This is a genomic window from Lysobacter sp. GCM10012299, from assembly GCF_042649405.1.
Lineage (GTDB): Bacteria > Pseudomonadota > Gammaproteobacteria > Xanthomonadales > Xanthomonadaceae > Lysobacter_J.
The window spans coordinates 23461-36165 of record NZ_JBHRZC010000004.1 but is presented as its reverse complement, the minus strand read 5'-3'; the positions used below and the strand labels follow the sequence as shown (position 1 = coordinate 36165).

Annotated in this window: 5 protein-coding genes; 4 read left to right on the top strand and 1 reads right to left on the bottom strand. The window is 68.1% G+C overall.

Annotated features, from left to right (window positions below):
* Positions 1–34: 34 nt before the first annotated feature.
* A complete protein-coding gene (mtnA, locus tag ACFOPO_RS11355) occupies positions 35–1090 on the top strand; it encodes an S-methyl-5-thioribose-1-phosphate isomerase (RefSeq protein WP_386703859.1) in 1056 nt (351 codons plus the stop codon).
* Positions 1091–1362: 272 nt separating this feature from the next.
* Positions 1363–4008 (top strand): DNA gyrase subunit A, encoded by a 2646-nt coding sequence (gene gyrA, locus ACFOPO_RS11350; protein WP_386703343.1) that lies wholly within the window; start codon positions 1363–1365, stop codon positions 4006–4008.
* A gap of 106 nt (positions 4009–4114) precedes the next feature.
* Here the strand turns inward: gyrA and ACFOPO_RS11345 are convergent, their stop codons facing one another.
* On the bottom strand, positions 4115–5038 hold the full coding sequence (locus ACFOPO_RS11345; protein WP_386703342.1) for a glycosyltransferase family 9 protein: 924 nt from the start codon (positions 5036–5038) through the stop codon (positions 4115–4117).
* Positions 5039–5309: 271 nt separating this feature from the next.
* Between ACFOPO_RS11345 and ACFOPO_RS11340 the strand changes: the two genes are divergently transcribed.
* Both ACFOPO_RS11340 and pbpC read left to right on the top strand, forming a co-directional pair.
* Positions 5310–10202: an alpha-2-macroglobulin gene (locus ACFOPO_RS11340; protein WP_386703857.1), complete on the top strand. Its 4893-nt coding sequence runs from the start codon at positions 5310–5312 to the stop codon at positions 10200–10202.
* A 154-nt stretch (positions 10203–10356) separates the two neighbouring features.
* Positions 10357–12687 carry a penicillin-binding protein 1C gene (pbpC, locus tag ACFOPO_RS11335; RefSeq protein WP_386703341.1) on the top strand — a complete coding sequence of 777 codons (2331 nt, stop codon included), beginning with the start codon at positions 10357–10359 and terminating at the stop codon, positions 12685–12687.
* The last annotated feature ends 18 nt before the right edge of the window (positions 12688–12705 follow it).

Below are 12705 nucleotides of genomic sequence, written 5' to 3'. Positions count from 1 at the left end.
GAGGGCAAGCGTGCAGTTCGCTAAACTGCACGGCATGAACACCACCATCGATTTCGACCGCTACGACCGCATCCGCCCGATCCGCTGGACCGGGCAGGCCCTGGAACTGCTCGACCAGCGCAAGCTGCCGTTCGTGGTCGAGTACGTGACCTGCAGCGACAGTGCCGCCGTGGCCGAAGCCATCCACGCCCTCACCGTGCGTGGCGCTCCTGCCATTGGCATCGCCGCGGCCTGGGGCGTGGTGCTGGCCGCGCGCGACATCGACGCCGGCAATGGCGCCGAAGCCGCAGGCAAGCTCGAACCCGCCATGCAGCATCTCAACGCAGCGCGTCCGACCGCGGTGAACCTGGCCTGGGCACTGGCGCGCATGCGCCGCACGCTTGCCGCCGCAGGCGCCGACTGGCGCGAAGTGCTCGAGCGCGAAGCGCAGGCGATCGCCGACGAAGACCTCGCCGCAAACCGCCGCATGGGTGCGCTCGGCGCCGCCCTGATCGAGCCGGGCAGCGGCGTGCTCACCCACTGCAACACCGGCTCGCTCGCGACCGCCGGCTTCGGCACGGCGCTGGGCGTGATCCGCGCCGGCGTCGCCGAGGGCCGCATCGACAAGGTCTTCGCCGGCGAGACCCGTCCCTGGTTGCAGGGCGCACGCCTGACCGTGTGGGAACTGCAGCAGGACGGCATCGACCCGACCCTGATCGCCGACTCCGCCGCATCGCACCTGATGAAGACCGGTGACGTGCAATGGGTCGTGGTCGGCGCCGACCGCATCTGCGCCAACGGCGACACCGCCAACAAGATCGGTACCTACCAGCTGGCGATCGCCTCGCGCCACCACGGCCTGAAGTTCATGGTCGTCGCGCCGTCCTCGACGGTCGACATGGACACCCCGTCCGGCGACGCCATCCACATCGAGGAACGCGACCCGGGCGAACTGTTCGGCGTCGGCGGCGTGCGTACCGCGGCCGAGGACGTGGGCGCCTGGAACCCGGTGTTCGATGTCACCCCGCACGAACTGATCGACGCCATCGTGACCGAGCGCGGCGTGATCGAGCGCCCGGACGCTGCCGCCATGAAGGTCGCCTTCGGCTGAGCCGGAGGGCAGGAGCAGCCAGAATCAAGATGGGTCCCGGCGTTCGCCGGGATGACGGGTACGGTTCCCGATAAACCCTCTTTAAAAACCCCCGCAACCTCTTGTTTCTGCGTGGGAATCAGAGGCCAGCCGGACCCCGTTCCGTGCTATGATTTCGTGTCCTTTTGAAGCCGTCGACAACGGGCTGTCAAAGGCCCCCTGAAGGGGTCGGCGACGCAGGCCCGGCGGGCAATCCCCGCGACGGATTTTCACAACCAACGAACGGAAACCTGATGGCCGAACTCGCCAAGGAAATCATCCCGGTCAATCTCGAAGACGAGATGCGCCGCAGCTACCTCGATTACGCCATGAGCGTCATCGTCGGGCGCGCGCTCCCGGACGCGCGCGACGGACTCAAGCCAGTCCACCGCCGCGTGCTCTACGCGATGAACGAGCTCGGTGCCCACAGCAACAAGCCGTATTACAAGTCGGCGCGTATCGTCGGTGACGTCATCGGTAAGTACCACCCGCACGGCGACACCGCGGTGTACGACACGCTGGTGCGCATGGCCCAGCCGTTCTCGCTGCGCTACATGCTGGTCGACGGCCAGGGTAACTTCGGCTCGATCGACGGCGACAACGCCGCGGCGATGCGATACACCGAAGCGCGCATGTCGCGTATCGCCCACGAACTGATGGCCGACATCGACAAGGAAACCGTCGACTTCCAGCCCAACTACGACGAGAAGGAACTCGAGCCCACGGTCATGCCGACCCGTGTGCCGAACCTGCTGGTCAATGGTTCCGCCGGCATCGCCGTCGGCATGGCCACGAATATTCCTCCGCACAACCTGTCGGAAGTGATCGACGCCACGATCGCGCTGATCGACGACCCGACCATCGACGTCGACGGCCTGATCCAGTACATCCCGGGCCCGGACTTCCCGACCGCGGGCATCATCAACGGCACCGCCGGCATCGTGAATGCCTACCGCACCGGCCGTGGCCGCGTGCGCATGCGCGCGCGCGCCGAGGTCGAAGTGGCCGACAACGGCCGCGAAGCGATCGTCGTCACCGAGATCCCGTACCAGGTCAACAAGGCAAGGCTGATCGAGAAGATCGCCGAGCTGGTCAAGGAAAAGAAGCTCGAAGGCATCAGCGAGCTCCGCGACGAGTCCGACAAGGACGGCATGCGCATCTTCATCGAGGTCAAGCGCGGCGAGTCGGCCGAAGTGGTGCTCAACAACCTCTATCAGCAGACGCAGATGGAGTCGGTGTTCGGCATCAACATGGTCGCGATTGTCGACGGCCGACCGAAGCTGCTGAACCTGAAGGACCTGCTGGAAGTGTTTGTGCGCCACCGCCGCGAGGTGGTGACCCGCCGCACGATCTTCGAGCTGCGCAAGGCCCGCCAGCGCGCCCACATCCTCGAAGGCCTGACGGTTGCGCTGGCCAACATCGACGAGATGATCGAGCTGATCAAGACGTCGGCCAACCCCAATGAAGCGCGCGACCGCATGCTCGCCCGCAAGTGGGAAGCCGGCCTGGTCGGCGCGCTGCTGTCGGCGGCCGGTTCCGACGCATCGCGTCCGGAAGACCTGCCGGCCGGCGTTGGCCTGGTCGATGGCTTCTACCAGCTCACCGAGACCCAGGCCCAGCAGATCCTCGAAATGCGCCTGCACCGCCTGACCGGGCTGGAGCAGGACAAGCTGACCGAAGAGTACAAGCTGCTGCTGGAAACCATCCGCGGCCTGATCGAGATCCTCGAGGATCCGAACGTGCTGCTGGACGTGATCCGCACCGAGCTGCGCAACGTCAAGGAAGAGTTCGGCGATGCGCGTCGCAGCGAGATCCGTGCCAGCGAGGAAGACCTCGACATCCTCGACCTGATCGCGCCGGAAGACGTCGTGGTCACGCTGTCGCATTCCGGTTACGCCAAGCGCCAGCCGGTCAGCACCTACCGTGCGCAGAAGCGCGGCGGCAAGGGCCGCAATGCGGCAGCGACCAAGGACGAGGATTTCATCGACCACCTGTGGCTGGTGAACACGCACGACACGCTGCTGACCTTCACCAGCGCCGGTCGCGTGTTCTGGCTGCCGGTGCACCAGTTGCCCGATGCCGGTCCGAACGCACGCGGTCGCCCGATCATCAACTGGATCCCGCTGGAAGCCGGCGAGCAGGTGCAGGCCGTGCTGCCGGTGCGCGAGTACGTCGAAGACCAGTTCGTCTTCTTCGCCACGCGTAACGGCACGGTCAAGAAGACCCCGCTGACCGAGTTCGCCTTCCGCCTGCAGCGCGGCAAGATCGCGATCAACCTCGACGACGGCGATGCCCTGGTCGACGTCTCGCTGACCGACGGAACGCGCGACATCATGCTGTTCGCGAGCAACGGCAAGGCCGTGCGCTTCGCCGAGGACGCGGTGCGCTCGATGGGCCGTACCGCCACCGGCGTGCGCGGCATCCGGCTGGCCGAAGGCGAGGAGGGCGAGGACGGCGCCGAGGACACCAGCGGCGCGCACGTGGTCAGCCTGATCGTGGTCGAAGGCGACGGCGACATCCTTACCGCCAGCGAACGCGGCTATGGCAAGCGCACCTCGCTGGAGGAATACCCGCGCAAGGGCCGCGGCACGCAGGGCGTGATCGCGCTCAAGACCACCGAGCGCAACGGCATGCTGGTCGGTGCGGTTCAGCTGTCCGATCACCACGACGTGCTGTTGATCTCCGATGGCGGCACGCTGGTGCGTACGCGTGCGGCGGAGATCTCGCAGGTCGGTCGCAACACGCAGGGCGTGACCCTGATGCGCCTGGCTGCCGACGAGAGCCTGCAGACGATCGAGCGCGTGGATGCGTCGCTGGACGAGGAAGACGACGTCAGCGACGGCGTGATTGAAGCCGGTGCCGGTGACGGCACGGAGGAGACGACGCCGGTTGCGGGTTGATCGGATGCAGTAGCGAGAACGCCGCCGGAAGGCGGCGTTTTTGTTTGCGGTTTGCGTGGATCCCGGGTGCGCGTTGCTTACCCGGGCTACCCCGGGCTACCCCGGGCTACGGGGCGGAGGGGATGCGGGCGATTACTTCGTCGGGCGACAGGCGCTGCAGGTCTGGCGCCTCTATCGCGTCGAAGTCGCGCAGGCGGATGCCGGTTCGTTGGGCGCTGGTGTGGGGCCCGAACAACGCCAGGCCCGGCGTGCCCAGGCAGGCGGCGAGATGGGTCGGGCCGGTGTCGTTGCCAACCACGAAGGCGGCGCTGGCCAGCACGCCGGCGAGCGCGAACCAGTCGAGGAAGCCCGACGGCCCCAGCAGCACCTGACAGGGCAGGGAGCGGGCTAGTTCCAGCTCGTCCGGGCCGGGGGCGACCACCACCTGGCGTCCGCCGTCGGCCAGGCGCCGGGCGAGCTCGGCGTAATGGGGCCAGCGCTTGTGCGGGTGGCGCGCCGAACTTCCCGGGACCAGGGCCACGTAGCCCGGTTCGACACCAGACGCAGAAAGCAGCGCGGACACATCGTCGGCCATCCAGCGCACGTCCGGTGCATCGGTCTGCGTCGCCGGCACGCCGGCGCGCGCGAGCAGGCGCGCGTAGGCGGTCCGGTCCGGCACAGCGCTGGAGCCGGGGTTGTCCTTGCCGAGCCACGGCAGGTCCGGACGCATCAGCCGCCGGTACAGGCGCGTGCGCTGGCTGTCCTGGAGGTCGTAGACGCGGTCGAAGCTGCGCTCGCGCAATAACCGCAACAGTTCCAGGTTGTGGTTGATGCGATGCCACGGCGCGCGCGGGTCGACGATCAGCGTGTCCACGTGCGGGCAACGCGCCATCAACCGCTGGTATTGCGGCGCGACCAGCAGGGTGATGTGTGCGTCCGGGTGGTGCGCGCGGATGTCGCGTAGGACTCCGTCGGCCTGAACCAGGTCGCCGAACGCGCCCTGGCGGATCACCAGGATCGAAGGGCGTCGCCCCGCAGCGGTTGCGGGCATGCTGGCACCTGGAATGCTGGCCAGGGAAGGCATGTGTTCGCGCAGCATCGAGATCCGGGGAAAGGCAGGCGGGCCATCGGCCCCATGCGCGGATGATGGCACAGACGATCGCAAATCCGTGTAGCCGACCGCGATCCTCCTATACTTCGCGAAAATCAGGGGAGGCCGCATGAAGCGCGTATCCGTGTCGGAAGGAACCGTCGGAATTCCCACCGTGGCCCCACGCTTCGTGCCGTCGGCGCCGAGCCGGTCGCTTCGATGCCTGGCCGCGATGGCCCTTATGGCGACATTGCTGTTCGCCGGCTGCAAGCGCGATGCCGACGGCCAGCTGCCCGCGGTCAGCGGCGAGGCCGTGCAGGGCAAGCGCGAAGCGGTGCAGGGGTTCGCGCTGGTGGCGGCTTACCCGGACCAGAAAGCCGATGAGCAGATGGCGATCGCGCTGGAGTTCAGCCGGCCGCTGGTGGGCAGCCAGGACTTCGATCAACTGATTGCGGTCACCGATGCCAAGGGTGCGGTGGTCAAGGGCAGCTGGGTATTGTCGGACGACGCCAAGGTGCTGCGTTTCCCCCATGTCGACGCCAGCCGCGACTACGTGGTCACGATTAAGGGCGGGCTGACCGCGGCCGCCGGCAACCGCCTCGGCCAGCAGCTGCGCAGGCAGGTGCACACCGGGCCGCTGGACCCCGTGGTCGGGTTCGCCTCGCAGGGCAGTGTCCTGCCGGCGCGCGAAAGCCGCGGCCTGCCGGTGGTGTCGGTGAATGTCGCCGAGGTCGATGTCGAATTCCTGCGCGTGCGCGACAAGGAGTTGCCGCGGTTCTTCGCCCAGTACCAGCGCGGCGGCCGTCGCGGCAGCTGGGAACTGGGCAGCGATTACAGCGACAAGACACCGCTGGAACGCCTTGCCGAACCGGTCTACGTGAATCGATTCGTGCTCGGCGGAAAGACCAACGAGCGCGTGCTCACCTACCTGCCGTTGCAGGACATCAAGGAACTCCAGCAACCCGGCCTGTATTTCGCCGTGATGAAGCGCGCGGGCCAGTTCCAGGACCAGTACGAGACCGCGTTCTTCACCGTCAGCGACCTGGGCCTGCACGCACGTGCGTACAAGGACAAGCTGTTCGTCCACGCCGCTTCGCTGCACACGGGATCGGCCGTCGGCGCCGTCGAGCTGAAGGTGCTCGACGACAAGGGCGAGACGGTGATGAAGGGCGAGACCGACGGCAACGGCAACGTGATGCTCGGTTACACGCTCGATGCCGCGCACGTGCTGGTGGCATCGCACGGCAAGGACGTGTCGATGTTGCCGTTCAACCAGCCGGCGCTGGACCTGTCGGAGTTCGCGGTCAGCGGCCGCGAGCAGGCCTGGTTCGACGTGTTCGCCTGGTCGGGACGCGACCTCTACCGACCTGGCGAAACCGTGCGGGTTTCGGCGCTGCTGCGCGACCAGGATGGGCAGCCGGTCGTGACGAAGGGCAAGCCGTTGCAGCCGCTGTTCCTGCGTTACGTGCAGCCCGACGGCAAGACCTTCCTGGAAACCCGCCTGCAACCGGACCCGCAGGGTTATGTGCGGCACGCGCAGGTGATTCCGGTCGACGCCGCAACCGGTCGCTGGCGCATCGAATTCCGCACCGATCCGGGCAGCAAGGAGGCGGTGCAGGGCATGACGCTGCGGGTGGAGGAATTCCTGCCCGAACGGCTCAAGCTCGACCTGCAGGCGCAGCCCGTGCTCAAGCCAGGCGAACCAGTGCACCTGGCAGTGGAAGGCGCCTACCTCTATGGCGCGCCCGCCGCGGGCAACCGCTTCACCGCGAAGCTGGCGGTCGCGGTCGAACAACACCCGCTGGAGCAGATGCCGGGGTACTTCTTCGGCGACCCGACCCTGACGCTTCCGAAGGAGGCCAAGGACGTGGTCGACGCCAAGCTCGACGCCAACGGCCGGCTGCAGCAGGACATCGCCCTGCCGGCCGAGGCCAAACCGGTCAGCACGATCGCCGCGATCGTGACCGGCAGCGTGTTCGAGAGCGGTGGGCGCAGCGTCAACCGCAGCGTCAAGCGCGTGCTGTGGCCGGCCGACGCGATCGTCGGCGTACGTCCGCTGTTCGACGACAAGGAGGGCAGCGACGCCAACGCCAATGCCGGTTTCGAACTGGCCCGCGTCGGCAGCGACGGCAAGCCGCGCGCCGGCAAGGGCCTGCGCGTGACGCTGGTGCGCGAGCATCGCGACTACCACTGGAACTACCAGGACGACGGCGGCTGGGACTACGACTTCACCCGCCGCTACGAGGACATCCAGACACGCACGTTCGACCTTGGCAACGCACCGCAGCGGATCGATTTCCCGGTCGAATGGGGCGACTACCGTGTCGACGTGTTCGATCCGGCGACAAAGCTCACGACGCGTTATCCGTTCACCGCCGGCTGGGGCTGGGACGACGACAACCGCGGTCTCGATGCGCGCCCCGACAAGGTCAAGCTCGCCCTCGACAAAACCGCTTACCGTGCCGGCGACACGCTCAAGGTCACCTTGACGCCACCGCACGAGGGCAAGGGCCTGCTGATGGTCGAGAGCGACCGCATGCTCTACGTGCAGGACATCGACGCGAAGGCCGGCAGCACCTTCGAGATTCCGGTGACGAAGGACTGGGAGCGCCATGACGTGTACGTCACTGCGCTGGTGTTCCGGGGTGGCAGTGCGCCGAGCAGGATCACGCCCGCGCGCGCCGTCGGCGTCGCCCACGTGCCGATGGACCGGCGCGATCGCAAGGTTGCCGTCGGCCTGTCCGCGCCTGCGCTGATGCAGCCGGAGCGCGATCTGCCGGTGACGGTGAGCGTGCCGCAGCTGGCCGGCCAGGACGCATTCGTGACGGTGTCGGCGGTGGATGTCGGCATCCTCAATATCACCCGCTTCCCGGTTCCGGATGCGGCCGCGCATTTCTTCGCCCAGCGCCGGCTCGGCGTCGATGCGTATGACGTCTACGGCCGCGTAATCGAAAGCTTCGAGGGCGGAATCGCCAAGCTGCGCTTCGGCGGCGACATGGCGTTGGCGGCGTTGCCGCAGGCGCGGCGTCCGACCGCCCGCGTGCAGACCGTCGACCTGTTCGCCGGGCCAGTGAAGTTGGACGCGCGCGGCAATGCACGCATCAGCCTCGCCGTTCCCGACTTCAACGGCACGTTGCGCGTATCGGCGCTGGTGTACTCGGGCAACCGCTACGGCAGCCGCGATCGCGAGACCATCGTGCGTGCGCCGATCCTGGCCGAAGCCAGCCTGCCGCGCGTGCTCGCACCCGGCGACCGCAGCAACGTCACCCTCGACGTGCAGAACTTCACCGGCCGCGCCGGCGACTTCAAGCTCGAGGTCAACGGCGAAGGTCCGCTGTCGCTGGCAGACGGTGCACGCACCGCTAGCCTCGGCGTGGAAGCCAAGACCACCTACACCTTCCCGCTGCAGGCCAGGGAGGGTTACAGCACCGCGCAGGTGCGCGTGCGCGTGCAGGGCAATGGCTACAAGGTCGACCGCCGCTACGACGTGCCGGTGCGGCCGGCGTGGCCGTCGGTGCTGCGCGCGCGGACGCGTGTGCTCGATGCACCGGGAGCGGTGCCGCTGCCTGTGGACCTGGCCGAAGGCCTGATGCCCGATTCGGTCAACGCGCGACTGTCGGTCAGTGCGTTGCCGCCGATCCCGTTCGCGAGCGCGTTGAAGGGCGCATTGGAATACCCGTACGGCTGCGCCGAGCAGACCACCAGCAAGGGCTTTGCCGCACTCGAACTGGACGACGCGACCGCGCGGATGCTCGGCGTCAACGGGCTGGATGCGAAGCTGCGCCGTGCGCGGATGGAAGGCGCATTCGGTCGGCTCGCGGCGATGCAGATCGGCTCCGGCCATTTCTCGATGTGGGGCAGTGGCGATTACGTCAATCCGCTGATCACGCCTTACGTCGTCGAGTTCCTGCTCGACGCGCGCGAGGCGGGATTCGCGGTGCCCGACACCGTGCTGCAGAAGGCGCTGAAGGTCCTCAACGAGGATCTGCTGTCCGGTGGCCAGGCGTTCTTCGGCCATGACCGGCGCGAGCACCTGAAGTTTGCCTACCAGGCCCATGCCGGCTATGTGCTGGCGCGGGTGAACCGTGCACCGCTGGGCACGCTGCGTGCGCTCTACGACAACGATCGCAAGCAGAGCCTGACCGGGTTGCCGTTGGTGCACCTGGGCCTGGCCCTGACGCTGCAGGGCGACAAGGCACGCGGTGGCAAGGCGATCGCGGAAGGCTTCGCGCGTGACCCGCTCGACCGGCCTGACTACCTGGGCGACTACGGCAGTCGCGTGCGTGACGATGCGCTGATGATCGCGCTCGTGCACGAACACGACCTGGCCACGCCGGCCTTCGATGCGCGTGCCGTGGACCTGGGTCGCGAGCTCGACGCACGCCGCAACAGCGGCTGGATGTGGCTGAGCACGCAGGAGCAGGTTGCCCTGGCGCGGCTCGGCAAGGCGCTGATGGCCGAGAAGGGCAAGCAGGTGTCCGGACAGTGGAAGGTGGGCGAGGTCGCGGCCGATGCGCCGTCGGCGCGCATCATCGGCCGCGCCTTCGACCATGCCTCCCTGCTGCGTGGCGTTTCGTTCATCGCCAAGGGCGAGGCGCCGCTGTTTGCCAGCCTCGAAGTGGCCGGCGTCCCGCGCCGTGCGCCGGAACCGGACGAGTCGCTGATCAAGGTGACGCGCAAGTACTTCGCCACCGATGGCGCGGAGTGGAAGGGTGGGACGCTGGAGGAGGGCGAGGCGCTGATCGTGCAGGTCGCCATCACGCCCAGCCGCGACATGCCCGATGCGCTGCTGACCGACCTGCTGCCGGCTGGCCTGGAGATCGAGAACTTCAACCTGGGTGATGGCAAGCAGTGGGCCGGCGTGGTCATCGACGGCATCGAGATCGCCGATCGCGACGAAGCGGCCGAAGTGCGCCACGAAGAGTTCCGCGACGATCGCTACGTGGCCGCGCTCAAGCTCGAAACCGGTGATACCGCGCGTGTGTTCTACCTGTTGCGGGCGGTGACGCCGGGCACCTACACCGTGCCGCCGCCGCTGGTGGAGGACATGTATCGACCGCAGCTGCGGGGCGTGGGCAAGTCGGCGCCGGCAACGGTGACGGTGACACAGCCGGGAGGCGGATGAGAAGCCTCCCGTCATCCCGGCGAACGCCGGGATCCATTTGCTTTTGCTGTTGCTGCAGTGACAAGTGAAGACTGAAAGCAGGACCAGAATGGATCCCGGCGTTCGCCGGGATGACGACCGGTCGCCGCGACGGTCGAGGCATCGCCGTGTCCTGATGACGTTGCTGGTGGCGCTGTCTTCGTTCGTCGTCGCCATGCTCCTCGACCTCGCATTCCCGTTGCCCTTGCCAGACAAGAACGACGACGGCGCGGTCGTGGTCGCCGCCGACGGCACCCCGCTGCGCGCATTCGCCGATCGCCATGGAATCTGGCGCTATCCCATCGCCGCCGAACAGGTGTCGCCGCTGTACCTGCAGGCATTGCTGAACTACGAGGACCGCTGGTTCTGGAAGCATCCGGGCATCAACCCGGTGGCGATGCTGCGTGCGGGAGTGCAGTGGCTGCGGAGCGGTCGGGTGGTTTCGGGCGGATCAACGCTGACCATGCAGGTCGCGCGCATCCTCGATCCGGCGATCCGCACCGGCACGCGCACGCCATGGGCGAAGTTGCGGCAGCTGCTGCGTGCGCTGCAGCTGGAAGTGCACCTGTCCAAGCAGGAAATCCTCGCGCTGTACCTGCAGCGCGCACCATTTGGCGGCACGGTCGAAGGCGTCGAGGCAGCCAGCTGGGCGTACCTGGGCAAGCCGGCGTCGCGCTTGTCGCACGCCGAGGCGGCGCTGCTGACGGTGCTGCCGCAAGCCCCCAGCCGGCTGCGGCCGGATCGCGAGCCCGAGCGCGCACGCATCGCCCGCGACAAGGTCCTGGCACGCATGCAGGCCCTGGGCGTGTGGTCGCGCGAGCAGGTGGCCGACGCGCGCATCGAGCCGGTGGTGGCGCGATCGCTGCAACCGCCGTTACTGGCGCCCTTGCTTGCCCAGCGGCTCCGTTTCGAGCGCCCGCAGGCGTCGCGGCTGGTATCGACCCTCGATCCGGACCTGCAACGCACCCTCGAAGAGCGCGTCACCCGTTACTTCTCCGACTTGCCCGCGCGCACCTCCGCGGCCCTGCTGGTGGTCGACAACGCGACGCTGGAAGCACGTGCCTACGTCGGCTCGGCCGAGTTCGCCGATGCCAGGCGCCTGGGCCACGTCGACATGGTCAAGGCGTGGCGTTCGCCCGGTTCGACGCTCAAGCCGTTCCTGTACGGACTGGCGCTCGATGACGGACTGATCCATTCGGAGAGCCTGCTGGTTGATGCACCGCAGTCCTTCGGCGGCTACCGGCCCGGCAATTTCGATGCGGCGTTCAATGGTCCGGTCAGCGCCGCGCAGGCGCTGCGCCTGTCGTTGAACGTGCCCGCCGTGGACCTGCTCGACCGGATCGGACCGGCGCGTTTCTCCGCACGCCTGGCGCATGCGGGGATCCGCTTGCAGTGGCCGCGTGGCGCCACGCCCAACCTGGCGATGATCCTCGGCGGCACCGGGGCGAAACTCGAGGACCTGGTCGGGGCCTACGCTGCGCTCAACCGGGAGGGCGTTGCCGGCAAGGTGCGTTACACCACGGATGCCCCGCACCTGGATCGGCGCCTGATGTCGCCGGGTGCGGCGTGGATCGTGCGCGAGATTCTGCAGGCCAACCCGCGCCCCGGAAGTGCCGCCGACACCTTCGACGCGAGCGGCCGACCGCGGGTCGCCTGGAAGACCGGCACCAGCTATGGCTTCCGCGACGCCTGGGCGCTCGGCAGCACGCGCCGCTTCACGGTCGGGGTGTGGGTGGGTCGACCGGACGGAACGCCCTTGCCAGGGCAATACGGCGCGGTGACCGCGCTGCCGCTGATGTTCGAAGTGATCGACACGCTGCCGCGCCAGCGCGGCGATGCCGCGCCACGGACGCCACCGTCCTCGGTCGAGAACGTCGAGGTGTGCTGGCCCCTTGGACTGCCGCCGGATCCGCAGGCGCCGCAGCTGTGCCAGCGCCGCCTGCAGGCATGGGCGTTGCAGGGTTCATTGCCGCCGACGATGGCCGAGCGCGATGCGCGCTTGTGGAACACCGGTGTCGAGCGCTTCGAGGTGGATGCGCGCAGTGGCCTTCGCTTGTCCGGCGAATGCGCCGCGCCGCACCTGCGCGTGCCACGCCAGCTGGCGCGCTGGCCGGTGCTGGCCTCGCCGTGGCTGCCCGCACAGACCCGCCAGGCAGCGCGGCTGCCGCCGTTGGCAGGCGACTGCGTGGCGGATGGCCGCGATGCCGTGGAGGAATTGCGAATCGACGGGCTGGCCGACCGCGCGACGCTGGCGCGCGCGCCCGGCAGCGAACACCCGGTGCGACTGTCTCTGCGCGCACTGGGCAGCGATGTGCGCGTGCGCTGGTTGCTCGACGGCCGCCTGATTGGTGAATCAAGCGGCGCCGGTTCGTTCGTGCACGACTTCGGCGAGCCCGGCGCGCACACGCTGACGGCATTGGCCGACAGCGGCGCGTGGTCGCGGATACAGTTCAGCGTGCTGCGCTAGGGTTGCGCAGCGAGCGGA

Bases quoted from the DNA above. Each gene is read 5' to 3' on its own strand.
- mtnA (WP_386703859.1), top strand. From the start codon at position 35: ATGAACACCACCATCGATTTCGACCGCTACGACCGCATCCGCCCGATC.
- gyrA (WP_386703343.1), top strand. From the start codon at position 1,363: ATGGCCGAACTCGCCAAGGAAATCATCCCGGTCAATCTCGAAGACGAG.
- ACFOPO_RS11345 (WP_386703342.1), bottom strand. From the start codon at position 5,038: ATGCCCGCAACCGCTGCGGGGCGACGCCCTTCGATCCTGGTGATCCGC.
- ACFOPO_RS11340 (WP_386703857.1), top strand. From the start codon at position 5,310: ATGGCCCTTATGGCGACATTGCTGTTCGCCGGCTGCAAGCGCGATGCC.
- pbpC (WP_386703341.1), top strand. From the start codon at position 10,357: ATGACGTTGCTGGTGGCGCTGTCTTCGTTCGTCGTCGCCATGCTCCTC.